Genomic DNA, 24,380 nt, shown 5'->3' with positions numbered 1-24,380 from the left:
ATCATCCGGCCGCGCGTAGATGCAGGCATCGGACGTAGGCGCTATAGTCGGATCAGAAATAAACACAACGCGCTTGCCATCGCGCGTCTGTAGATGACCTGCGTCCTTGCGCTTCCTCGCCGCGCATTGAATTACGACAATCACGGCTCACCTTCCGTCTCTTCGACCAGCCGCTCTAACGTTGCGAGAAAGCCGGGGTCGTAAGGTTCATCGACGTGGTTAGAGTTCCAGAGCCCCGAGGCACGAACCCGCGAACGATTACAACGGTATCCAAGCCACTCAGGGGACGGCGCATCAAGCGCCTCCTTTCCCAGATTGCTCAGGAGCGCGATCGAGTTCCTTTCAATGTAGCCGCGAGAACTCGTTGGTCCCGCCTTGTCATCGATCGCCAGCCATAGGAATGGCATTGCACCTATTACCTTACTCACTTCGCATTCTAACGGAACCTCGGTTATCCGCACTTCTTTCGGTGCATTGCTACCTTTGCCCCACATCGGATACTCATATCCACGCTGCGCAATGAGCGATTGGCCAACCATCAGTCGGAAAATTGAACCGCGATGATTGCCGCTGCCGCTACTTGAGTGACCTCTATGTTGCGAGAGCCGATCCCAAAGCGTAGTCGTGCCTCCTTCCTTAAGCGCATGCGTGCCGACGCGAACTACACGTAGGCCGCAGCCACTATTGGAGCGCTCCTCGCCCAGCTCACCAAAAAAATAGACGCCACGCCTGGGCCATTTCATCTGCCCAGAGCATAGCCCTAATGTCCGCGCTCCTCCCGATCGCCGTTTCAAAACCGAAAGCGCAGCATAGAATCTCTGAAGGTCATTAGTCCGCATTTCGCCTACATCGCAATATGCTGCCAGTAGAGTTTCCGAGACGCCCCGAGCTAGAGGTGCCTGTTATCTACCGGGCTAAGAATGACAGACAGCGCTCATAGAAGCGGCTAAGTTCTTCGCCGGCATCTCTATCGACGCTGGCCACCGCATCAATGCAAGCCTCCCAGGTCACCACCTTGAGCGACTCGCGATCGATCAGACACTGCACTAATGGAAGGAAGTACCGCACCTCCCATGCGCGAAGCCTTGCCGCCTCAGCCCGGCTTGCCTCCTCGTAGGCCTTGATTCGCTTGGAAATCGCGGCGCGGATTTGGGCTGGATCCAGAAAGGCTTCCAGATTGGAAAAGCCCGCGCGCCGCTTTGTGGGGATTGGGGCCATGACGAAAAAGCCCACCGATGAAAAGCTCTCTGGCGTCCGCCCGGCACGAGCAATTTCTTGGGCCATGCAAGCCACATTGCGTGCCGCTTGGTTATAACCTGGTGCGTTCTTGGTGCCGCTCGAGAGATTGCTGAACATTTTGGCTTCAATGACAATGAACTGCGTCGCATCGGATGCCAGCTCTAGTCCTGTCTGCGTCATCGGACGAAATGCAAACTGACCGACCACACCGTCGGCATTCGTAAATCCTTCCGCCAGGACGTCTGCCTTCTGCTGCGCGGCGAAAGGCGAAGCGAGCAAGGCTTCCGAGTACCATTTTGCTCCAGCCTCAAACTGTATTGGCAAGGACAATGGCCGACAGTGGCGCAAGGCATCCAGTACTAGGCGCAGCATCCAACCTTCGTTGAAGACTTCCGTTGGCGGAAACAGAGGAGCAGCAGCGGCCTCGCTGGAACGCAGTATGCGGATGAGCCGATCGGGTATCATTTGCGCTCCCTAATTGCTCGTGGCCATCACTGCTGCCATCGGTACACCTAGCGACCTTGCCCGGGGATGCCCCAGTATTGGCGCCAACGTACATATTCGGTAGCCGTGTTGAGGCGGTTCCAACCACTGCGTTCAGCTTCTGTCAGTGCCTCACTATGTTTTGGTGGTGCTCCTTTCTCGTCGCGGAAAGCCTGGCACCAATCCCACACCCCGCGACACTTACCGCCTTTGCGAGGCATTCTTATGCCATTGCGGATCGGCTCGACCGCACCTGGCCCCTGTTTACGCTTGCCATCATCTTCGATGGTAATCATCTGAGATGGATAGTTGCCTCCAAGCGGACTCCCGAAAACATCCCATCCGACGGAGTCTTCCTGCACACTTGGATCGAAGCTATGCCAGAACTCGTACCAGACGGAACCGGTGCTGCTGATACTGACCTTCGTAGCGGCGGCTACTCTTTCGCTGGGGACGATCAGAAACTGAGGCGGTTTATTCTTCCTTATATTTACAAATGCATACACGTAGCTTTGCGATTTGAGGTGCTGTGCATTGCTACCGACCAGCCAGAACGACGCTTTCTTGCCGTTCGTCTTTACTTGAACAGACCATGCCTTCTGACACCGTTGATCCGTCACAAGTAAGTCAGCACCGGTCGCGCTTCGGGACGCAGTGGAGACTATGAAGCCGCGAGCCGAAAGCTCAGCCGCGACCAGGAACACTCCATGCATTCCTGTGATATAGCCACGCTTTGACACAGTCTGCCCCACCTTCCCTGCAATCGTTGCCAGTCCGGTGGCGGCTTGCTCGACGCAGCTGTCTTCCCGGAGCGGACCCACGCAGCTACCGGAGAGGAAAGACGTAGCCCGCATACAAGGCAATGGTCCTTCACGGACCCATGCGTCGCCACTTAGCAGGTCTCAAATAGCCAGCCTCTCCTCAAAAGGCGGCGACACTAAGAGCGAAAAGCACAAGAAGGGGATCGACTTGTCACCGTCTTGAGCTTCTTGAGACCCAGCACGTTCAGAACCTAATGAAACTACAGAAACCTTTGGTTTTCCTGCGACAAGGGCAACCACACTCTTACCATCATCTTACATGCTGGAGCGACGGCTGGTGCCGACTGATCGCCAAGCAGATCGAAGCGATGACATCGTAGACACACGCCCGCATCCGCGATGAGTGGCTGCCTTCCTGCACGGACTGACACCCCAGCACGGCAGAGGGCGAGAAGCCCGTTCGGTCGGCACCGAAACCCAAAACGCCTGGGCAGGCAGCAGCTTCTTTAATCCAAGCGGGTAAGTCGCTGCGTCGCAAACTTCTCGACGGCATAGGGCGCGAGCTTGGGCATAAGCGTCGCCATGTGCGCAGACTTGAAATGGGCCTGGATGGCATCGCCATCTGACCAGCGCTCCACCAGAATGTAAGTGCCCGGCTCGTCGGCGCGATACCATTCGTAGCGCAGGCAGCCTTTGTCGTTTGCGAGGGTCGCTAACTCGACCTCTCGAAACAGTGCCTCTCCCTCCACTTCGAAGCCGGGCTTGATCCGCTGTGTCACAACAACATCGATCATGGATGTCCCCTTCGGTTCGGCACCCTTCTCTAGGAAGCCAGAGTGCTTCCAGGATGGGGGAGCTATGCCGGCATAGCCTATTTCAAAGATGCCCACGGGGCGACTGGTCGTTTAGCTTAGGCAGTACCGGCGTGATTGAACGATTCCTCTCTATCCGTCACAGCAAGAAACAACGGGCCACACTTGGGCATCCGAGCTACTTAATCATCTCGCTCAGTTCACGGGAAGCATCCCCCCCAACGACACGCGCTCATACGCCGAGTGCTCATAACTGAAGGCGTCGTGTTCCTGGCGAACGCGGCCGGCGCTCACTGGCTCACCGATTCCATTGCTAGTTACCTCGTTCATGAGCTCGTTCTCGTAGAGCCGTTCCAGGTTTGGAAGCTCAAGGTCGACACCGCTTCGCGGCAAGGTGAGTTGGCGACGACAGATGGCAATAGCTCTACGCCAATCGTCACCCAGATATTGGACTACACCGACTTCCCGTTTGGCGAGATTGTAGTCTGGCTCGTCTCCGATGGCAGCCACTGGGTCCTCATGTTGCCATCCGAGTACTAGCGGCCGGTCAAGTTGACGGCAGCGGCTGCAACGAACTACATTCATCACTAGGCAGCACAATAGCCACGATCGAAGAATCAGCGACCGGCGCTGACAAGATGCAAGATCAGCAAAAAGCCGAGAGCTTCCACTTCCACCTCGAATTTTTCTTGGCCACTCGTGTGCTGTGGTGGGACATCCACGTTCGGCAAGAGGATCTCCATGAAGTTTGCTGCTGTCGAAGGCTGCCGTCAGGAAGCTCAACCTGGCCTGTCAGCGACATGCCCAGTTTGTAGAGAAGCGGTGGTCGCAAAATGCGGACCGCAGCGGGTCTGGCATTGGGCACATCGTGGAACTAGGAATTGCGATCACTGGTGGGAGCCTGAAACACCGTGGCATCGCGCTTGGAAAGACCACTTCCCCAAGCACTGGCAGGAGCATGTTCATACGTCTCAATCTGGCGAAAAGCACATCGCGGATGTGAAGACGGACGCAGGCTTAGCTCTCGAATTCCAGAATTCCTTCCTGAAGCAGCAAGAGCGTCTATCACGCGACGCCTTCTACAGTAATTTAGTTTGGGTCATTAACGCCCGGAGACGAACACTCGATCGGGCGCGGTTCTTCGCGGCCATTAACGCAGGCACGATCATCCACCCCAAGCCACTGCTGATTTCTGTGCCTTCAAATAGGAGCGCGCTGCTGCGCGACTGGGAGGGAGGCGTTGCGCCAGTCTACTTCGACTTCGGGAACAACGAGCCAGAAGATGGCTTTCGGTCCGATGAGCCATTATTGTGGCGCCTCGATCCTCATCGATTGGGTGCCCAAGCACTCCTTTTCCCGATGAACAAAACTCTGTTCTTACAGGCGCATCTTATCGGCGAACCTCTAGAAGCGACCTCCGCGCAATTCGTGATTGATGCTGCAGCACATTACTCGCACACTACACGGTCGAGCATGCCCTCTCTATCACAGCGTCACCATTTGCGACGCCGCTTTTAACTGTCATCACGTGCGTAGGGTCGCTCAAGCCGTAGAACATGTGGCTAACAGCAAGCGACCAAACTCACGGTAAAGGCTAACTGCTTAACGCTGCACCTGACTGGTCGTCGCGATGGCGCGCGAAACGAGGCGCCAAACTCGCCCTTTACCAGAGGTTATTGCATTACTACCGCGCAACTTGTGGTAGGCTCTCTAGGAGAGAATTGAGAGCTGATGCATGAAACGCCTAATAGTCTGTTTCGACGGCACTTGGAATCGATTGGATGCCCCGGAATCCACCAATGTAGTACTGACAGCCGAAGGCGTTGTGCCGATGGCGTCTGGAGCAATTGCTCAAGTCATCTTCTACGATGAAGGCGTCGGGACTCGACGTTTTGAAAAGCTTACGGGTGGAATGTTTGGCCACGGACTTGTGGACAACATGAGCGATGCCTATCGCTTTCTCATTTTTAACTACACGGTGGGAGACGAGATTTACATCTTCGGCTTCTCACGTGGCGCATTTACCGCGCGCTCCTTCGCGAGTTTGCTGAGCACATGCGGTATCCTGCTCCGGAGCAAAGCATCGCAGGTTACTGAAGCGATCAAGCTGTACCAAGCCCGCACAGACTCGCCTGAATATGCAGATAGGATTCTACAGTTCCGGAAAGAGCATTCGCCACAGGTCTGTGTATCGGAAGATGAGGACGCATGGCGTTGCGCGAACCTGCCCGGTTACTCAGCCGGGAGCGTGCCGCGACTGCAGATCGCATATCTGGGTGTCTGGGACACTGTGGGCGCCCTGGGCGTCCCGAGCCGCTATCGCTGGCTACAATTCTTCAATCGCAAGCACCGTTTCCACGACACTAATCTTTCGAGCTTCGTGCGAAGCGCTCGTCATGCCGTCGCCATAGATGAAAGGAGAGCAGACTTCACTCCGACGCTCTGGAGCAATATCGACGATTTGAACGTAAGAAGCGGCTCAACAAGCCAGCGACTCGACGCCCCATATCAGCAGAAATGGTTTCCAGGAGTACACGGGGCAGTAGGTGGCGGTGGAGAGCATCGTGGACTCTCTGATCAAGCGCTCGACTGGGTCCTTACCGGAGCCCGAAAGATGGGGTTAGAGTTGGATGGCGAGCACCACTCACGTCTGTACAAGTTACGTCCGGATCCGACCGACTACCTTTCGAATGAGCCGCCGCCGTCTCTCCTGTCGGTTGGTGGTTTGCTCGCGGTGCTCTGGAAAAAGGCCGATAGAGACGGGCCAGACAAGCTGGCTGAAGTTAGTCTCAGCGCCCGTAGACGCTGGCATGAGAAGGCTGCCTCCCTTCGGGACAAGGTACCGTACAAGCCCAAGACTCTGGCGAAGGTAGAGAATGCACTAGACGCCCTCAATCCCGCTGACCTTGGCGTGGGAATTGACGAAGCCGCCCTCGGACCCTTCGATCTGTACGTTGTGTTGCAAGGAGAGACACTCAGCAGCATAGCGTTCAGACATTACGAGAACGCCAACGCCTGGACAGACATCTACAGAGCAAACCTGGACAAGATTGAGGATCCCAATCTCATCTATGTGGGACAGGAGTTGCGATTGCCAAAGCTAAAGGAGCGTACTATCCCCCCGGCTGGCAATACCTAATGAAATTAGCATTTTCTTAGGTTCTGCGCTAACTCGCTGAGATCACTGTATCTTCAGCACACGTCTTTCCGGTCGCCCAGTCGAAACATCAGAACTTACTTTGCAGCTCGCTGAAACATGATGTTTGGAGCTGCGCACATGCCTCAAGCAAAGACGCTCACACCCAAAGAGCTTCGTAGGGTCCTGGACAGCATTGCCAGCAACCCTCACTCCGCTAGAAACAGGCTCATGCTGCTAATGACCCATTGGGCCGGCATGCGAGTTGGTGAGGTAGCCGCTATAACAGTCGGTGACGTTCTAAACACCGATGGGAGCGTAAAGCACGAGATCAGGCTGGATGCAGCACAGACCAAAGGCAAACATGCTCGCGTAGTTTTCATGAACGACAGGCTCCGGAAGGAGATAAGCACGTACCTGAAACAGATTGGAGCGAAGAACGATGGTCTCCCGCTCTTCCGCACGCAGAAGCGATCTGCGTTCTCGGCCAACACACTCTGCCAGACGATGAATGGCATCTACAGGCGTGCTGGGATCGAAGGGGCTACAAGCCACTCCGGTAGACGAAGCTTCGTTACTACCCTGGCCAGTAAAGGCATTGGGGTTCGAGTGCTTGCATCGCTAGCGGGGCATCGCTCGATTGCAACCACACAGGCATATATCGACGTGAACGACGAGATGAAGAGAGCCGCGGTGGAGTTGATTGCTTAACTCCTGCTAGCAGATTTCTTGTTCGTGTTTACTAACGCGCCAGCGGCTGCAATGCCCTCTAAAGGACTATCGCGCCACCAATCTGGCACACATCCCCATGAGTCGCGGCTCACCTTCTTGGGCTGATCCGAAGAGGATAAGCCGGCCGTTCGGATGCCAAGCCGGATCCCATTCATCGCCAGTCAGATCTGTAAGCTTGAGTGTCCGCCTGGGATCGGACGTAGATTGAACAAGTACATCCCAGTTGCCATCACGTTTCGACGCAAATGCTAGCCATCGCCCATCCGGTGAAACGGCTGGATCCCATTCGTCCGCAGACGAGGCCACTACTTTTTCGATTGTGCCTGTAATGGCTCGCCGATAGATGGCGAATCGCCCCCCTTCGTCGGAAATGAAATAGATTCCGCCCGACGGGGATCCGACAGGCCGCCACTGCTCTGCATTCGACTTGGTCAACCGCTCTACGGTGCCCGTCCTTGGATCGAAGCGATACAGGTTCGGCATCCGTGACCCACTCTCGTCACGGCTGCCAGCAAACAAAACCTGTTGCCCTTGCACAGTCGGAATCGATCCCAGCAGCGTCACGTCATCGATAAGTGGTCTGGTGCGACCCGATGGATGGTCGCGCACCATCAGTCTTTCCTGGCCTTCCTGCTCACCAATCGTACCGTGACCAAAGACAATGCTGAAACCATCCTCCGATGAGTCCAGGAATGCTGGGTGCCGTTCGTGAACCTTGGTGTCAGGAGAGGTCAGATTCAGAATCTCTCCGTCGGATAGCCTTTGCGCCCGGAGGCGATCTAAACCTCCCTCGCGCGTCTGGTACACGAGCCATCGCCCATCCGGAGATACGGAGGGATAGCGCCCGCTTCCGCCGACAATTTGATGCAACTTTGGTGGCGACCTTGGATCGCCTCGGTCTGGTGCTGCGCACTGATCAGCTAGTTCCGAAAGTTTGGTTAGACCAGAGTCGGTCGCCGGGCGCGAGTACCGGAAGCCAAACCGCGAGGCCAATTCAGCGGTGATAATTTGCGCCACCTCGCGCGATCCGCGATTGCTGAGATGGATGTTATCACCGAGATAAGCCCAGGCTCGGTCCACTGGAAGCGCTGCATCCAAGTCAATCAGCTGTGTTCCGGTTTCACCGGCAATTTTGCGGATTGATTCGTTAAACATTACCTGCCCAATTGAGCGGGTGCCCAATGCCTGCGTCATGAGCACTGGCTGCCTTCCCAACGCTCGAACGGCAGCAACGAAGACCTTCAAGTTGGCTTCGTACAATGCTTTTTGCGGCTGAGTGGGAGGCGGCAGCTCCTCAAGGGTCCGCTCTGTCACGTAGCCTTGAGAGGTCGCCCCCCTACCGAGCCACGATGTCGAGTTCATCGCGAAGAACAGAGCATTGCTACGATATGCCAAGTACTCCCATGCGGCCATTATGGTTGCTGAAGCGGCTCCCAGTATAGCATCACCGGTCGTGGGAGCTTCACGGCCTGGTGCACTTCCATAGCCATTGCGAATAGCAAGGAGCAGGCGGTCGTTGATGTTCTCCATCAGTACAACTGTCTGAGCATCCCCCAGCTCTGGCCTGTTTAGCAAAGTGTTGATGGCGTCGAGGGTAGTATGCCCTCTGACACCGGCATTAGTGGTTTCTACCTTTACGCCTTGCTCCCTGAGCAACCTGCCCACCATGGCCGGAAAGCGAAAAGGCTCGTCAACTTCGTTGCACTCCGTAGTCGACCCACCCAAGAAGAGGATCCGCTCCGTCGAGGGCGGCTGCGTCACCGCCACTGCTCCCACCGCGTCAGTGGAGAATCGCCTGGCCTGCCCCGCCGGAACCAGAGCATGCCCTTCCGGCCGATACGGATCCCCATAAGTGTGGTCTAGGCCCGGCAACAGGGCGCGCGTCGTCATCCGCAGGGGGGCCGCCTCAGCCCGGAACTTCCGAGCATCCTCGCGGATGGTAGCGATTCCCGACAACTGCCCGTAGGCGTAGTCCATGCCCCACACTACCGGCACCAATGCCAGAGCAAGCAAGACGCCGAATATCCTTCGCTTCAGGTACCCGCTTCGGTTGTTCGGACCGCTATCAGACCTACGATTCATGAGCACGCAGGGGTTTATTTGTTCACCGCCAGTGATATTATAGTGACAATTGGGGGAGACGAGAATGTCCAAATCTAGGTCATTTTTGACTTCGGTAGCCGCTGCGGTGGCAGCTCTGGCTAGCGTGTCGAAGGCCGATGCCACCACAACCAAGGATGCGACACCACGCATCGATGACACGGTCGACAAGAGTGCGGTGGCAAAGTTCGAGCTACCGGAGTTCCTTGTCATCACGCGTTCGACGCAGACGGGCGAGCTGATGGCCTACCACTCTTCGCACCGTTCACATTCGTCTCACAGTAGCCATCGGTCGCATTATTCGTCGCGCTGATCGATCATGAGCAATCCGAGTGCGTCCGTTCGCCTGGACGGCTCCCTCTTCTCGGCCGAGACAATCAAGCGCGCCGCTTACACCATAGCAGCGCAAGCTTCCGTCGATATCCGCAAAGTAGGCACTGACTGGGTCTGCGAACTGATGTTCCTGAAGAACGTCACGTCTGCAGAAGTCGACGAAGCAGTAGCAAGCTTTCGCATAGAAGTTCTGGATCAAGACCTTCGCCAGACTATCGCCAACGAAACTCGCGACATTAGAAACGCCATCCTCGCTGTTGCTTTCTCTAAGACTGGTCTGCAGTCCGGTGGCTAGGTTCGCGACAGAGGTCGCATTCGATCGGCGCTCAGCCAGTCCGTACCGGCTCCTTCCCTTCCGCTTCTCTAAGCTCGACAGTCAAAGGTATGTCGCAAGCAACTTAGTTGGCGAGTACCTCGTCCTCTACCGCTCTGTCATCGAGGACCTCACTCGCCATCGCCTGACACCGCAAACCGATGTCTACAAGGATCTCGCCTCTAAGCACTTCTTGATCGATGCCGACTCGGATGTCGCGGCGGACTTGCTGGCTCTCAAGATGCGCACTCGCACGGAGCGACTGGCAGAGTTCACCGGTCTCCACTTGTTTGTCGTCACTTTGCGGTGCGAGCATTCCTGCCCATACTGCCAGGTGTCTCGCCAGAACATCGATACCGATCTCACGTTTGACATGTCGGAGGACACGGCAAACAAAGCAATTGACCTCGTGTTTCGTTCGCCAGCTCAACATCTCAAGATTGAGTTTCAAGGAGGCGAACCTCTTCTAAACTTTCCTTTGATTCGCCACATCGTCGTTCGCGCCAAGGCGATCAATGAGGCTTCACACCAGCGCGACTTGCAGTTTGTCATTGCGACAAATCTGGCGCCCCTCACAGATGACATCCTTGCATTCTGCAAGGAACATGACGTCGTCATTTCTACCTCACTGGATGGTCCGCGAGACCTTCACAATCGCAATCGTCCAAGGCCAGGACGTGACAGCTATGAACGGGCAGTCGATGGCATCGCACGAGTCCGATCTGCATTGGGCCATGATCGAGTGAGTGCGCTAATGACCACCACTAAGGAAAGCCTCTCGCGGCCACGGGATATTGTCGACGAATACGTGAGACAAGGCTTCGATTCGATCTTTCTTCGGCCTCTTTCGCCTTATGGCTTCGCCGTGAAGACTAAGTCGTATGCGGCGTATGACGTAGATGCCTGGCTCGCCTTTTACAAGGAAGGTTTGGATCATATCCTTGAGCTCAATCGCAATGGCGTGCGGATCGCCGAAAGCTATGCGTCGATCATACTCTCCAAGATGCTTACGCCCTTCAATTCTGGTTACGTGGATCTGGCCAGCCCTGCGGGTATTGGGATTGGCGCCCTGCTTTACAACTACGACGGTGGTGTCTACGCGTCTGACGAGGCTCGCATGCTCGCTGAAATGCGTGACGAGACCTTCCGGCTCGGGAATGTTCACACAGATTCCTACGACGAGTTGATCCTGTCAGATAGCCTTCTGGATCCGATTGAAGAGTCCATGACCGTGTCCGCGCCGATGTGCAGTGACTGCGCATTTGAACCATACTGCGGTGCAGAGCCGGTATTCCACCATGCTACTCAGGGCGACTTCTTGGGCCGCAAGCCAACGTCAACATTCTGCCACCGCAACATGGCGCTTTTCCGCCACCTCATTCAGCTAATGGAAGGTGATCGCGAAGTTCGGCACCTGTTTAGAAGCTGGGCGGCAAAAGGCTAATGCTCGCACAATCAGCAAGAGGCGTGGAGTGCCGGGGCTTCTCGCCCAATGAACAGCGTGTGGTTCTTCGCCTGCGATCTGCTGACTCTACCGCCCCTCCTCTCTCATCCGACTGTTTGCTGGAACCTGAGAACGTCAACGGAAGTCCAACAATAGCAACATTCGCGGCCAGTCCCAGGAGTTACACAGGCGCGTTTCGGACCGTACTGTTGCCGCCCGAGTTGGAATATCTCGGAGATGGCGATGTGGTTGCACTCGAACCTTCGCGCGGCGTCCTACGCGTGCTGTATAGGCGCAACTCTCCGAGCAATAGCCTTCTGGTCACGGAACGCTGCAACCACTACTGCCTCATGTGCTCGCAGCCGCCAAAGAACATTGACGACTCCTATATCTACGCTGAGCTCGACGAAGCGATCCCCCTGATCAGCAACGACACTCGTGAAATCGGCATTACCGGAGGTGAACCCACCCTCGGTGGTGATCGCTTTCTCAACCTTGTTCGGTCTATGAAGACCTACCTTCCCAGGACGGCCCTTCACGTACTGTCCAATGGACGACGATTTGTCGACCCATCATTCGCAAAGGCACTCGCAGGCATCTCGCATTCCGATTTCATGATCGGGATACCGATCTATGCAGACTACGCAGCGCTCCACGACTACATCGTCCAGTCAGATGGCGCTTTCGATGAAACAGTCCGGGGCATTCTTAATCTCAAGGCACAGGGAGTTCGGGTCGAAGTACGTATCGTTGTTCTGAAGCAAAATTCAGAGCGCTTGGTCCAGCTAGCCGAATTCCTTGCTCGGAATCTAACATTCATCGACCATGTAACGTTCATGGCCCTTGAGGTTACCGGCTTTGCGCGCGCGAACCTTGAACTCATCTGGATAGATCCACACGACTATCGCATCGCTCTCACCGAGGCCGCCCGGACGACAGAAGCGGCAGGTATACGCACCTCTCTCTACAATCATCAGCTATGTATCGTTGAGCGAGAGGTTTGGCATTTGGCGCGCAAATCGATCAGCGATTGGAAGCAGGAGTATCTACCTACTTGCGCGACCTGCTCAATCCAGGACCAGTGCGCTGGCTTCTTCGCAACCGGACGCACACGGCACAGTGCTTACATCGTCGCTCAATGACGGCAATACCTGGCGAGAAGATCATGGGATGGGTAACCACTCTTTACTGATTCTGAAACTCGGCGTTAAATGTATAATTCTGATGCGTTGAAGTAAGGCCGGTCGGCCGCGCTATTTGTTCAAGCAATTGATGCACCGTCCAGTAGCTAGCATCAGAGGGTGGGGGACGCTCGATGCCACAGCAGTGCGAGTTTTCGGAGTTTGGTTACGGGTACGCATTTACTGAAGAGCGTTTGCACAATCGCCTTGTCCGTGTAGCGCCAGTCTTTCCAACGCTTCGCCAGGAAAATGCGCTTGGCTATGACGTAAAGATCGCTAGCTTCGGCTTCATTCAGTTTAAGCGTCCCGAAACACTCATTGGAAACCGCTCCCGCGAGCGCAGCCTGAATATGCGTGGTGATATCTATCGGATGCATTTGAACAACCATCAACATCGTCAACTTCTACGACTTACGCGCAGGAACAAACGCTTTCGTGGTGCTAGAGTTTACTATGCATGCCCTTCATTCTTCACTGCGCACGCCTTAAATTCCTGCTACGAGCAACGCACCATTCTCAACTCGTCATTATTCATAGAAGCTTCGTGCATTGGACCGATTCCAGCTGGGCGTCACCACATAAGTTACAATAATCACACCCGGCGGGCCGGATACTTCTGGCTATTCTCCGAACCAAAGAAATTGGAGTTTTTCACCCTGAGTTTCGATGAGTGGGTGACGAAAGCCGCCGATCAGCCGCCGATGACCGCGGAAGATCTTGGCAACTCTCTGAAAAGCCTCCAGAGGCTGGCAAAGGGGACCGGCTTCATGATTGACGCCGAACCACCGAATCACGCAGGGATACTTAGTGAAGAGGAACGAGCGTTGGTAGGGATGGCGCGTTTGGCCCGAAGTGCATTTGACGCCGAGCTTCTGATTATCGAAAGCACACAGCCACGTAGTTGAGTTTTCTTGCAAGTTGGACTGGCGACTTGATCAAAGAAAAGCATGCTTGTGCCGTCTTCAAAAGGACAGGTTTGGGCAAGGAGTTCGAGATTAGCGACGAAGTGCAGCTCACTTTAGTTCTCGGAAGCACCCGGTAATCAACTGGTTCGACGTAAAGGTGCTCGCATTTCCGATGCGACATCGGATACATCGCTACAATGCAGGCATCTATCGACGTAAATGAGGGCGATAAAGCGCGCAGCTATCGAGCGCCTTTGGCTTCTCGGAAATCGTTGCCTCCTCGTGTCATACTCCGTTCCATATTGTTGATGCTGCTTTCAGCAGGCGCCGACTAGCCTATGTTCAAGACACAGAGGCGCACGGCATTCTCCGCAAACACTCTCTGTCAGACGGTGAATGCAATGTACAGACGGGCTGGAATTTCAGGGGCTATTAGTCACTCCGGTAGACGAAGCTTCATCACCACACTAGCTACCAAAGGGATCGGTGTCCGAGTGCTTGCCTCGTTAGCGGGGCACCGGTCGATAGCAACAACACAAGCTTACATTGACGTTAATGATGCGATGAAGCGGGCGGCTGTTGAACTCATCAATTGACACTTCTCGCCTGCCATAAGGTTGCAACTATATGTGTCTGTCCCGCCCACCGTGCTAATAGCTTTCAGGGAGAAGTGGCAAGGCCACGAAGTGCGCGACCAAGCCGTTCAGCAATAGGCCGCCGTTCCTTGCAAATTGGGCTATAAGACCTTCCGACGAGCTTTGCGCTCAGAGGGCAGATAATAATGACCAAACCGACAATACCGTTCAACTTCGACCCGCCGCCGGACAACCATGTCCATCACCTGACAATCGTCAAGCAGGGCGAAAACGAGCTCGTTACCTGGGCTCCTGCCGGCGTCACATTTAGTGTACCGCCTTCAAAATATTCTCGTGAATATCCAGACTTTTCATGGAGTGCATCCAGGGACAAAGTTGAAGAATCTAATTCAGGTCTCGTGAAGTTCCACACCGACAACGGCTTTTCCATCGGTTCATATCATGAGTTCTTAGTTTACATGCGGAATCTGCCACATCATGGCTTTCGCATGGGGCGCGTCGAGGTCACATTCGGACAGGCCACGCCGCTAATGGCATTCTTGTTCGATGAAATACATCGATCAAAGCATTATGGAGAATGGGCGAGCATCAGCACCGCTCGTATCATCGGCGCGAATGACATCGAGGAAGTTGAGCTCGCATTCAGCAATGCTGCGATTCGGTACAACAAAAAGTACAACGGACTCCCGATACTTTGGGAGATGAACCTAGATGATGTCGTTCCGTTGTACGACGACGACGAGGAATCGCCCGCTGTGTCGGAGGTGCTGGTTGATGGACCAGTCATACGCGACATGGTGCCCATTCGCTTCTTTCACAAAGGCCTTAGTCAGGAAGACGACGTCGCCGCCTGCCTCTATTTCTATCGCGTGCTCGAATTTTACGCCTTCTCATCCATGATGAGAGAGTTTGCCAAAGCTCGACACGATACTTCTATTAGCGACGACTATTTCCCCGGCGAAATTCTTAAGTTGATCAGTAGGGATGAAAAGGGACCTCTACTGAAGCTCGTCAATCAAGCGACGGACGATCGCCTAATGGAAGATGCCGTGCGTGCTGGTCTGATTGAGAGCGCGAGCACCAATCTTCTCGGAGAACGCCTATACGCATTTCGCAATTCTATAGTGCATGGGAAAAGCAGCTATGGCTATGAACTCCACGCCCCGTCACTATTTGAAAAGCAATCGCTGCCACGAGTGTGGAAGCCTATCCTGCGAAGTCTCTCCCGTATCGTTGTCGAACGATTTGGCCGAAAACTTCTGTAAGACAGCATCCGACGCTTGCCGTTAAGGCAAGCAATTCCGATGGGGTTTGCCAGAAGTTCTACGAGCCTGCCTCCTACGGCTAGTTGCCACCTGTTCAGTACGCAAAGCTGCTGCATTCTCAGCTAACGCTCTGAGTCAGACGATGAATGTCTTTGCAGGCGCGCAGCGATAGAGGGGGCTACGAGCGACTCTGACCACGCACCTTCATCACAACACTAGTCAGCAAAGAGATTGGCGCACGGGTGCTAACATCGCTAGCCGGTCATGGATCAATTTCAATGACCCAGGCCTATATCGATGTGAACGATGAGATGAAGAGAGCTGCCGTAGAACTGTTTAGTTGAGCGGAGGCTTTACAGTGGGCTGCAATGGAGCAGCTTACATGCGCAGAGATCACTGTACATCGAACCAGTCGATGCAAAGTTCACGAGGCAAGGCGTCGAGACCGACCTAATGTAGCCCAGCAAAGAGTTCATCAAATATCATATCTGCTCCCCATGCTTGCGCAGACGTGAAAGCCAATTTTCGCCTATCGTCTGAGGTCAGCGTTCTGCCGCCTGGCTTGTATCCGAGGTCATGATTAGCTTCCGACCAAGCATGTTGAAACAAGGTCTTGATTTGAAGCTCGAACACCTTCGGCAGTAGCGCACGATCCAAGCCACTCGAAGCATCTGATGAAACGAAGAAGATGTAGTGTTTTCCAAAATAGCTGAATTCAGAGTCTCGTTCAGGAACGTGGTCCTTCTTCTCGATCGCTTTAAAATATCTTTCGACCACGGCAGCAATTCGCAATACGTCCGATTTATAGAACGTTACAACGCGAGCGCCGACCTGGTCTTGGATTTCAGTCAATGGGTCAGCATACTTGAGTACGCCACTACTATCGGTCGCACTACTCTTCTTCAGGAAGCGCTCTACGGATTTCGGCCTTGCTGAAATGCGGTCGATGCGCACTTCGTTACGAAGATACATTCTAAGTTCACGCTCTATCGCCTGCGCAAGGGGCGTCAACGCCCCATCAAAGCGCTCACGATACTCCGCTTCTAAAGATTTCATGACGCCTTCTTCAGCCTCTCGTTAAGCACCTTGCCTTCGACCGATAACCGCACTTTGTCTTTGTCCAACTTCTGGCGTTTGACGACTTCGTTGAACTCCGCGGCCTCTGCAGTGACGATTGCACCGGAATCGAGTTCGACCGAGCGATAGGCAACCTGTGTTGTGAACTCTGTCCAGTTGAACTGGAACGTTTCACTCGCGACGTCCGGCGACGGCAGCTCGCGCAATATGGCATCGCGCGCAGCATTCGACAGGCCAAAGCGCTGGATAAAGTCATCAACGCTGGTATTTCTTCCTTTCACCCCCTTCGCGAGGGTGACTGCAGCTACAAGCTCCTCTTTCAACGCGAGTTGCTTGGTAGATCTGGTCGCATTTCTCAGGGCTGCTGCTAGTCGATATGTGCCCGCCGCGCTCGTCACCCGCAAGCTCGACGCCAGGAAATCATTTATCCAATAGTCGGAGATGCGCTTGATGGGATCATTGTTCTGCTTATCTACGCAGCGACCATCCCAAAATCCACTGGTCAACGATGCATCCTGGTACAGAGCCGCTTTGTAACTGTAGGCACTTTTCATAAAGATGCGTTCAAGGAAGGAGACGCTCAGCGTCGACCGGTTCTCTTCGGCAAGGATCCCATTGTCCGCTGGGAATCGGGAAATGACGAACTTGGTCTCCTTTCCCTCTTTGCCTGACATCAGAAAGAGCAATCCGTGCCCTGCACTGCCGGTAGTAAATCCTTCAAGCCGAGTGGCCAGCGCTTTCCCTGCCTCAACGCTAGGCGCCTTGATATAGTCTACGATGAGACTGCGGCAATCATTCTTCTGGGAGCCGTCTGGCGCATGATTAAAGGCAATGTCGATCTTGCATTCGACGTTGGATTTACCATAGACCGCCTCGAGCATATCGAAGAGAAGCCCGCTCAACCCGACGTCGGTTCCGGTTACACGAGAAATGCCTTCGCGCTTTTGTCTCGGCCGCACAAGATACGTGTGAACATGTTGGATAGCCAATCGCCCCCCTCATCACTGGATTAATCCAGTGTCTTTCGAGCAGTGTAGATCGGAACCGTTATCTCGCAAAGGTTGTTGCTCGGACAGCTCGGCCGCCGGGCTGCGCCTCCTTGGCGGACCGGGACGGCTCACGCCAGCGTTGCGCACAACTCCACTCAATACTTAAGGGCTACCCTGACGCTACAAACGACAATCTTTGAATCTGACGGAGATGCCAGCCGACGCAGGCAAATATGTCGCCGCTTTAGACACAGGAACGAGCCGCGTTCTCGCCAAACACCCGGCGCCGGACATTGATAGCTTGCGATAACGCATGGCCTATATCAGTTTTAACGATGAGATAATGTGCCACAGTTGAGTTGATCGACAATTTGAACTCAGTATTTGGTGGATCCGCTCTGCGACAATCCTGATCCGATCATGCGCCATCTATAAAGGATGGCCTTCCTCTCTTGGCACTATCTTCATTTTTCGAAAGGTGATTTGGCCGCCCGCAGCGTTTGCGAAGCGGAGACGTCTTGCATAGCTCCCCTGTACTATAAGTCACGAGTTAAGTGCAGATAAGTGCAGAGAAGCTAATAGACGGTTAGTCTCTCGCCGATTTCGCCATCAATCAGCTCTGCAAATTCTCCTTAAGATCCTCGCAGCTCAGCGCTGTTTGCTCTTGGCGTTCATTTCCTTCCAGCCATGCTCAGTGATCTCGCAAGGTAGCGGTGCGCCCAGAACGTAAATCGGCAAGGTATGCCGACGAACGTATCGCCAGTTCTCAAGTTCCTCAAACCAGTACTGATTTGCAGTGTCGTGGGAGACTTGGAACTGCCGGGAGCCGCCTGCGCGCCACGTGGTTAAGTGCTGCTGCTGAACGAGCGAGAGAAGGCAGAATTGTCTCTTAACGCCGGATCGAAAGACATAGTTGCAGACTACAAAAATTGCAGCGACTGCAAAGAGCATGCTTCCTGTTGCCAAGATCGCAAGCAACCAGTTGGGAACTAGGGTTTTCCCCCAAAACCAGAGAAGGCTATGCGCGGCCGAGCTTACCATTTCCATGGTCCATGTGACGACTCGGTCCCAGAACACCCAAGTAGGTACGACCAAGATCACACCCGCTATGACCTTACTCAAGACAGGGTCGTGCCAGATTTTCCTAAGCATAGGCTGAGCGCTTCATCAGTGTGCCTTCGCTAACTTCTCAACATTATGCATTACGGAAGGCCAGGGAGTCGCTTGCCTCCATCCTGTGATGGGTCAACGCTGGCACTGGTTCGCTCATGAATAACTTCGATCAGCACGTGCGTTTAAGTAGTAGAACTTCGCTTTAATACTCGACAATAGCCACTTGGCATTTGGCCATCCTTCTCAGGCTATAATCGCGCGCTAGCTCCCCTGAGAAACTATTCACCCATCTAGGATGCACACTGAGGGACTTGATTGCGTAGCAGGCCCGGCTACGATTCTGTAGCGTCGCCGTTGAATCCAAATGCACGTCCGGTCGAGTTCCCAATCGCTCCTTCAAAGTCGAAGCGGACCGACCGCCATAGAAAGCGGTGCGTGATTAACCTAGAAAACCTCGGCAAGACCTACGCACCGCTCAATTTAGGAAGATTTATCCTGATATTTCAACATCTTATCAGGTCACACGGAAGTTCTTGAACTGGCGCGGCTCACATTGCCCACAGAGAGCTATGATCCACTGGGGATTGGCCATGGCAGTTTGTTAGGCAAATGTTAGGCACCACTATTCTTGGCTCGTTTGTTGGCGCAAACACGGAATTTTATCTCACAAGCAAGCAGTTCAAGCACTGCCACGGGCGAGTATAAAGCCGTTATCTTCGGAAACCGCCTGGGTAAGTGTCGGACGCCGCTTGCATCCATTCCGGCTCCGTTATGGCTGGAGTGGAACTTGCCAGGCGCTTAGAAATCTTTCCGCTGTCTTCCCAACGACAGCTACGGGTCCGGCAACTTCCCAACATCCGCCGGATTCACCATTAGCAATGGCCGCCCCATCCATCCCACCCTTAAGGATGTGGGTGCGCCATTGCTGCTTGGGCTTCCTTTCAGGGCGCGTGCGCTTGCCGCCACACTGAGGGGGCCATGCCCGCCCATGAACGGAAAGCACGGCTGAATGCACTGACGTCGGTGTAGCTCAGCGTCGCGGCGACTTCGGTAAAAGGCAGATCGGTCTCCACCAGCAGCTGCCGGGCGATCTGGAAGCGCACCTCGCCAAGGATCTTGGCGAAACTCGTACCCTGCTGGGCCAGCCGACGATTGAGCGTGCGTTTGTGCAGCCGCAGCATGCCCGCCACACCTTCGATGGAAACGTCATCCTGGGTAAACTGCGAATAGAGCGCACGCCGCACCCTGACCGTCAGTTCGAGGTCCTGCTGTCGCAGCATGTCCGCGACAGCCTGCTCGATGCTCTTCCTCAACGCGGGGCTGGCGCCGATCACGCTGCGATCGAGCCAGGCGGCAGAAAACAAGAGTGCGGAACGGTTCGTGCCGAACCGCAAAGGGGCCTTGAAGAATCGACGGTAGGGGCGGACGTCCACGGGCGCGCGATGGGCGACAAGCACTTCGGCCGGCGCCCACCGAGGACCGCACAGGGCACGCATGGCCGTACAGGCAGAGGCCAATGTGAAGTCCGTGGCGTGGAACGAACCCTCGATGGCGTCGTCGTAAAGCGAGAATGAGAGCGCGGCGACCCGGTCGCGGATAGAAATCGCGGGCACCATCGCGCGGCCATTGAGGTGCAGGCTGAGCACAAGGCCGCGCAAGGCCGCTCCAACGGTCGGAGCGTGCATCATACGCATCCCGACCAGACCATACTGCGCAAGGACCACTCCTCGGCCAGCCAGCAATCCGAAGTGAGGCCGCCCCGTAAACGCAGCGCAGGCCGTGATCAGACTAATGGCCTTGCTCACCGGAACGATATTTTCGGGTCGCGACAACGCGCCGGACGGCAAGCCTGCTGCTCGCAGGACCTTCTCCGGCTTCACACCGAGTGTCGTCAGCAATGACGGGATGTGCTGCAACGGGGCCGCTCGCAACATGCCCTCGCCGACGCGCGCCATGCCCGTGAGGTTGTGCTCCATCACCCTCGATTCCTAGCCCAGCGGCCTCTTGAGGGAAACGCCGGGCTGCTCGTATACCGAGTAATTGTCGCGAACTGCAAACTTTGTCGCGAATTGTCATGCATGCATACTGGGCGGCGCCTAGCTTGCAATCGATTGCATGGCCGAGGGAAACAATGACGGACAGCCGCCGCAAGTCGCGTTCGTCGAGTCCGGTATGGGACGCCGCCTTTGCTTCCTTGCGCTCGCCGTCCGAACGCTTGGCGGAGCGCTTCCGGCAGCGGGCCGAACAAGCGCCCAATCTCCGACAAAGACCCTCACGGTCATGGGCGTGCGTCTTCGGCATCAGTTCGGGCCCCGACACCGCGGGTATCAACGAAGTCCTCTACGGTCCGGTGATCGGCGTCAGTAACCGCTTCTAGCCTCAACCGATGGCCTGTCCCGTCGCGTACCCGAGTTGATCTCACAAAAGGAGTCTTCGCCATGTCCATCAAACGTCGTTCCGCCCTGACGGCCGGCCTCGCCGGCATCCTCTCGGCGGCAACCTGGTCGGCATCGCGCGCCGACACCGGATTCCAGGTCGGCATCGTCGACGGTCTCGAGGATTTCTGGCTCGCAACCGACGCCTACGTCTTCGGTTACCCGCTGGTCACGATGGAAATGACGCGTCGGATCATGACCAACGTCGCCGCGCCGGTGGGCACCCGCGGACCAATGGGGCAGTTCGTCAAGGCGCGGCACTATCCCGATGCCTCCTTCCGGGACGTAACTGCCCCCAATGCCGACACGCTCTACACGACCGCGTGGATCGACGTCGGCAAGGAGCCCTGGGTGCTGAGCATCCCCGACATGAAGGGCCGCTACTTCCTGTTCCCGATGCTCGACGGCTGGACCAATGTCTTCCAGGTTCCGGGGACCCGCACCACCGGCACCGGCGCCCAGACCTATGCCATCACCGGCCCGGGCTGGACCGGCACGCTTCCGCCGGGCATGAAGGAGTACAAATCTCAGACCAGCCTCGTGTGGATCCTCGGCCGCATCTACTGCACCGGGACGCCCGAAGACTATGCCGCCGTGCATGCGCTGCAGGACCAATGCGGGCTCGCCCCGCTTTCGAGCTGGAACAAGGACTACACGCCGCCCGCCGGCGTTGTAGACGCGAGCATCGACATGAAGACGGCGGTTCGCGAGCAGGTGAACCGGATGGATGCCGTCGCCTACTTCACGCTTCTGGCCCAGCTGATGAAGACCAATCCGCCCTCGGCGGCGGATGCACCTGCAGTGGCGCGCTTCGCCAAGATCGGGCTCGTGCCCGGAAAGGATTTCGACGCCAGCAAGCTCAATGCGGACTTCGCCAGCCGCATCCCGCAGGTCGCCTTCGATCGGATCATGCTCCAGTTCAAGGTTGGCAAGAGCGTCAAGAACATCAACGGCTGGATGTTCGACTCGGTGACCGGCCTCTACGGCACGGACTATCTCAACCGGGCGTTCGTCACTGCGATCGGCCTCGGCGCCAACCGGGTGCAGGACGCCGTCTATCCGACATCCCTGAAGGGTGCAGACGGGGAGGCTTACAGCGGCGCCAACAAGTACACGATCCGCTTCCCCAAGGGCCGCTTGCCGCCGACCAAGGGGTTCTGGTCGATCACGATGTACAATGCCGACTACTTCTTCGTCGACAACCCGATCAACCGATACTCGATCAGCCCTCGGCAGAACCTGAAGGCCAATGCCGACGGATCGACCGACATCTACATCCAGAACCAGTCGCCCGGCGTCGACAAGGAATCGAACTGGCTGCCGGCGCCGACCGGGAAATTCATCCTGATGCTGCGGATGTACTGGCCGACCGAAACGCCGCCGTCGCTGCTCGACGGTTCCTGGACGATGCCTGCCGCCAAGAAGGTCGGCTGACGAAGCTGGGAACTCGGCGACGGGCAGGGTTCCCTACTTCTCCAGGCCCAGAAACTTGAAGGGCGCGCTGTCCTTGAAAGCGTCCGTCGCGTTTCCAGAATAGATATGGTCCTGGTTCTCGCCCAGGTCGAGCTTCTTCACGGCGCCGGTCTCCTTCGAGAAGTCGATTGCCTTCATGTCCACCCAGAACGTGTTGGGCGTCAGCGCCGATTCGAAAAAGTAGAGCTTCCGCTTGTGATCGACCACGGCGCGCCAGCGCGTCGACGAGATGTTCGGTTCGTCCGGCGTCGTCAGCCCGTAAGGCACGGAGACGTTCCGGATGACGCTGAACACGCTGGCCAGCGTACGATTGGGGTCCTCGTCCTTGGGAATCGCGTTCACGTAGAAGGAGGCGCGCGCAAAGCGGTCGGCGGCGCGATTGGTGCCGGGCAACATCACGGTTCCGCCGATCTGCTTCCAGTAGGCATTGAGCGCGAGTTGCTGCTCGAAGATCGGCGAATTCGTCATGACCTGGTACTTGCGGTCGTGATGAATGACCTGCTTGCCGCCGATGTATTCGACGATGGCGCTGTCGCCGGTCGCGTCCGACATCGACAGATGGAGCGTCGTCAGGCGGTTCTCGCCGGGCACGTTGGCCGTGACGATCGTGAAGGGCTCCTTTTCCAGCGCAGCGACGGCCTCGGCGACCGTCGCAAAGTTGTCCAGGACATACTGCGCCCAAGCCGCGATCGTCAGGCCGGGCTTGCTGCCCTTCTCGAACTTCGGATACTCGGACTCGGCCAGCCAGAGGACGTTTGCGTTAAGGCCCGCTTCGTTCACGCCGTCGGTCGTCGAGACGTCGTATCCCGTCGCGACGACGCTGCCGTACTTGGATGTCCATTCGATGGAATTCGGCCCCGCTTCTCCGCTCCGCTTCATCCCACGCGGCAGCACCCACAGATTGGTCGCGACATCGCTTTTCCAGTCCATCGACCGGGCGGTAACGATGTTGTCATTGGGCCCTAGATAGACGAGGCGCGTGCAGGCGCTGGCCGGGATCTGCCAGGACGTCATCAGCGATGCGGCAATCAGGGCGAAGATCGAAGCGCTTCTCGATAGCATGTGTCTCTCCCTTTGCGTCGCACATCAGGTCCTCGTCATACCAGCAAGTCGGCCTGGCAGATGCGGACGAGGCGCCATCCACTGGTAGAGCGGCACTTCCCTGCTGGCGATCAACGTATCAGGCCAATATTCCAGGCTTCAACATCGAGCATGCAAAAGGCAGAAGGCGAGAGCCTCAGGGCGAATTCCAAGCCTCTGTTTTTCGTAACCAAGGTGAGGTAAGCCGACGCCATGGCGACGAAGCAGAAGTCGAAGAAGAAGACTGACAGCAAAAAGAAAGCTTCTGCAGTCTCAAAATCAGGGCCGCCGAGACAGCCCCGTACGCGGATGCGTCCGCCGCCGCCGCCCACGTCGACGCTCAAGCAGGAGCTGATGGTGATGGCGCGTGATGGCGCGCAATCTCTGGAGCGGCTGTTTATGACTCTCATCGTTCTCATGGTGATTGCCGGAGCAGCCTTTGGCGCATGGTCGCTGCGGCCGGTCCCGAGCTACACGTCGGACGAAGTGAAGGACGGCTCGCCCTTCGATGTGACCTTCACGGTGGAAAACAAGGATTCCTGGTTTGCTCTGGCGAACCTGAAGGTCGGTTGCGTGCTGGATCACGTCCGGGCCTCCGGGCTGCCGCCGACACTGCTCGAAGCGACCGACGTGCGGTTTTCCTCTCGTACAGGCACGGGCCTCGAACCCGGCGAATCGGCCACCTTCACCTGCCCCTTCCGATCGTTGATCGGCCATCCGATCAACGACGATCCGGGCATCGCCCAACGGTCTGAAATCTATTTCCAGGCCAAATACGACGTGCCGCTGATCGGCTCCATCCGGCTGACTGATAACAGCACGCCCTTCTTCCTCAACACCCGCCTGCTGCCGCCCCGCTGGACGAAAAAACCGTAGCGGCCGCTGCTAGGCATGCCAGCGCGCCGGTCTGCTT

Annotated in this window: 22 protein-coding genes and 1 pseudogene; 13 read left to right on the top strand and 10 right to left on the bottom strand. The window is 56.1% G+C overall.

Annotated features, from left to right (window positions below; translation table 11 throughout):
• Positions 1 to 140 precede the first annotated feature (140 nt).
• From BN60_RS31890 to BN60_RS01510, 4 genes are all read right to left on the bottom strand, one after another.
• A complete protein-coding gene (locus BN60_RS31890) occupies positions 141 to 839 on the bottom strand; it encodes a GIY-YIG domain-containing protein (protein ID WP_083855905.1) in 699 nt (232 codons plus the stop codon).
• A gap of 67 nt (positions 840 to 906) precedes the next feature.
• Positions 907 to 1,704 carry a hypothetical protein gene (locus BN60_RS01515; RefSeq protein WP_020694210.1) on the bottom strand — a complete coding sequence of 266 codons (798 nt, stop codon included), beginning with the start codon at positions 1,702 to 1,704 and terminating at the stop codon, positions 907 to 909.
• Between the two features lie 47 nt (positions 1,705 to 1,751).
• The gene (locus BN60_RS30240) at positions 1,752 to 2,426 is read right to left on the bottom strand and encodes a hypothetical protein (protein WP_148283300.1); all 675 of its coding nucleotides are present in this window, start codon (positions 2,424 to 2,426) and stop codon (positions 1,752 to 1,754) included.
• A 563-nt stretch (positions 2,427 to 2,989) separates the two neighbouring features.
• Entirely contained in the window at positions 2,990 to 3,277 is a 288-nt protein-coding gene (locus BN60_RS01510; protein ID WP_020694209.1) for a putative quinol monooxygenase, read from the bottom strand.
• Positions 3,278 to 3,508: 231 nt separating this feature from the next.
• Here BN60_RS01510 and BN60_RS01505 point away from each other — a divergent pair.
• The 4 genes and pseudogenes from BN60_RS01505 to BN60_RS01495 form a co-directional block, all read left to right on the top strand.
• Positions 3,509 to 3,835, top strand: a pseudogene (locus tag BN60_RS01505) (DUF6876 family protein); the annotation flags it as partial.
• A gap of 201 nt (positions 3,836 to 4,036) precedes the next feature.
• Positions 4,037 to 4,813 (top strand): competence protein CoiA, encoded by a 777-nt coding sequence (locus BN60_RS30235; protein WP_148283298.1) that lies wholly within the window; start codon positions 4,037 to 4,039, stop codon positions 4,811 to 4,813.
• A gap of 217 nt (positions 4,814 to 5,030) precedes the next feature.
• Positions 5,031 to 6,434, top strand: coding sequence for a phospholipase effector Tle1 domain-containing protein (locus BN60_RS01500; RefSeq protein ID WP_043283542.1), 1,404 nt, complete (start codon positions 5,031 to 5,033; stop codon positions 6,432 to 6,434).
• Between the two features lie 138 nt (positions 6,435 to 6,572).
• Positions 6,573 to 7,142 (top strand): tyrosine-type recombinase/integrase, encoded by a 570-nt coding sequence (locus BN60_RS01495; RefSeq protein ID WP_043283540.1) that lies wholly within the window; start codon positions 6,573 to 6,575, stop codon positions 7,140 to 7,142.
• Positions 7,143 to 7,208: 66 nt separating this feature from the next.
• Here the strand turns inward: BN60_RS01495 and BN60_RS01490 are convergent, their stop codons facing one another.
• The gene (locus tag BN60_RS01490; protein WP_177324734.1) at positions 7,209 to 9,140 is read right to left on the bottom strand and encodes a GDSL-type esterase/lipase family protein; all 1,932 of its coding nucleotides are present in this window, start codon (positions 9,138 to 9,140) and stop codon (positions 7,209 to 7,211) included.
• Between the two features lie 169 nt (positions 9,141 to 9,309).
• On the opposite strand from BN60_RS01490, the gene hxsA2 reads away from it, so the two are divergent.
• From hxsA2 to BN60_RS01455, 7 genes are all read left to right on the top strand, one after another.
• Positions 9,310 to 9,576, top strand: coding sequence for a His-Xaa-Ser repeat protein HxsA2 (gene hxsA2, locus BN60_RS31765; RefSeq protein WP_177324733.1), 267 nt, complete (start codon positions 9,310 to 9,312; stop codon positions 9,574 to 9,576).
• 6 nt (positions 9,577 to 9,582) lie between these two features.
• On the top strand, positions 9,583 to 9,891 hold the full coding sequence (hxsD, locus tag BN60_RS01480; protein ID WP_020694202.1) for a His-Xaa-Ser system protein HxsD: 309 nt from the start codon (positions 9,583 to 9,585) through the stop codon (positions 9,889 to 9,891).
• Complete coding sequence (hxsB, locus tag BN60_RS01475; protein ID WP_020694201.1) at positions 9,884 to 11,353, top strand: His-Xaa-Ser system radical SAM maturase HxsB; 1,470 nt, start codon at positions 9,884 to 9,886, stop codon at positions 11,351 to 11,353. The genes hxsD and hxsB overlap by 8 nt, the downstream gene beginning before the upstream one ends.
• Before the next feature lie 245 nt (positions 11,354 to 11,598).
• On the top strand, positions 11,599 to 12,495 hold the full coding sequence (gene hxsC, locus BN60_RS01470) for a His-Xaa-Ser system radical SAM maturase HxsC (RefSeq protein ID WP_202949767.1): 897 nt from the start codon (positions 11,599 to 11,601) through the stop codon (positions 12,493 to 12,495).
• 173 nt (positions 12,496 to 12,668) lie between these two features.
• Positions 12,669 to 13,439: a hypothetical protein gene (locus BN60_RS30230; protein ID WP_148283297.1), complete on the top strand. Its 771-nt coding sequence runs from the start codon at positions 12,669 to 12,671 to the stop codon at positions 13,437 to 13,439.
• 338 nt (positions 13,440 to 13,777) lie between these two features.
• Positions 13,778 to 14,035 carry a site-specific integrase gene (locus tag BN60_RS29365; RefSeq protein WP_083855902.1) on the top strand — a complete coding sequence of 86 codons (258 nt, stop codon included), beginning with the start codon at positions 13,778 to 13,780 and terminating at the stop codon, positions 14,033 to 14,035.
• A 185-nt stretch (positions 14,036 to 14,220) separates the two neighbouring features.
• On the top strand, positions 14,221 to 15,300 hold the full coding sequence (locus BN60_RS01455; protein WP_148283296.1) for a hypothetical protein: 1,080 nt from the start codon (positions 14,221 to 14,223) through the stop codon (positions 15,298 to 15,300).
• 450 nt (positions 15,301 to 15,750) lie between these two features.
• Here the strand turns inward: BN60_RS01455 and BN60_RS01450 are convergent, their stop codons facing one another.
• The 4 genes from BN60_RS01450 to BN60_RS01435 form a co-directional block, all read right to left on the bottom strand.
• Positions 15,751 to 16,356, bottom strand: coding sequence for a GTP pyrophosphokinase (locus BN60_RS01450; protein ID WP_020694196.1), 606 nt, complete (start codon positions 16,354 to 16,356; stop codon positions 15,751 to 15,753).
• Positions 16,353 to 17,366, bottom strand: a complete 1,014-nt coding sequence (locus BN60_RS01445; protein ID WP_148283295.1) for a hypothetical protein — start codon at positions 17,364 to 17,366, stop codon at positions 16,353 to 16,355. The genes BN60_RS01450 and BN60_RS01445 overlap by 4 nt, the downstream gene beginning before the upstream one ends.
• Before the next feature lie 648 nt (positions 17,367 to 18,014).
• On the bottom strand, positions 18,015 to 18,413 hold the full coding sequence (locus tag BN60_RS01440; protein WP_148283294.1) for a hypothetical protein: 399 nt from the start codon (positions 18,411 to 18,413) through the stop codon (positions 18,015 to 18,017).
• A gap of 1,007 nt (positions 18,414 to 19,420) precedes the next feature.
• Positions 19,421 to 20,455 (bottom strand): AraC family transcriptional regulator, encoded by a 1,035-nt coding sequence (locus BN60_RS01435; protein WP_020694193.1) that lies wholly within the window; start codon positions 20,453 to 20,455, stop codon positions 19,421 to 19,423.
• A 462-nt stretch (positions 20,456 to 20,917) separates the two neighbouring features.
• Between BN60_RS01435 and BN60_RS01425 the strand changes: the two genes are divergently transcribed.
• Entirely contained in the window at positions 20,918 to 22,348 is a 1,431-nt protein-coding gene (locus tag BN60_RS01425; RefSeq protein ID WP_020694191.1) for a DUF1254 domain-containing protein, read from the top strand.
• A 33-nt stretch (positions 22,349 to 22,381) separates the two neighbouring features.
• On the opposite strand, the gene BN60_RS01420 is transcribed toward BN60_RS01425, so the two are convergent.
• Positions 22,382 to 23,401 carry a linear amide C-N hydrolase gene (locus BN60_RS01420; protein WP_245539853.1) on the bottom strand — a complete coding sequence of 340 codons (1,020 nt, stop codon included), beginning with the start codon at positions 23,399 to 23,401 and terminating at the stop codon, positions 22,382 to 22,384.
• Positions 23,402 to 23,680: 279 nt separating this feature from the next.
• Here BN60_RS01420 and BN60_RS01415 point away from each other — a divergent pair, with 279 nt between their 5' ends.
• Positions 23,681 to 24,343: a hypothetical protein gene (locus BN60_RS01415; protein WP_148283293.1), complete on the top strand. Its 663-nt coding sequence runs from the start codon at positions 23,681 to 23,683 to the stop codon at positions 24,341 to 24,343.
• Positions 24,344 to 24,380 lie beyond the last annotated feature (37 nt).

The sequence above is a fragment of the Reyranella massiliensis 521 genome, assembly GCF_000312425.1.
GTDB lineage: Bacteria > Pseudomonadota > Alphaproteobacteria > Reyranellales > Reyranellaceae > Reyranella > Reyranella massiliensis.
The sequence above is the reverse complement of the archived record's forward strand: the minus strand, read 5'-3'. Positions and strand labels throughout refer to the sequence as shown.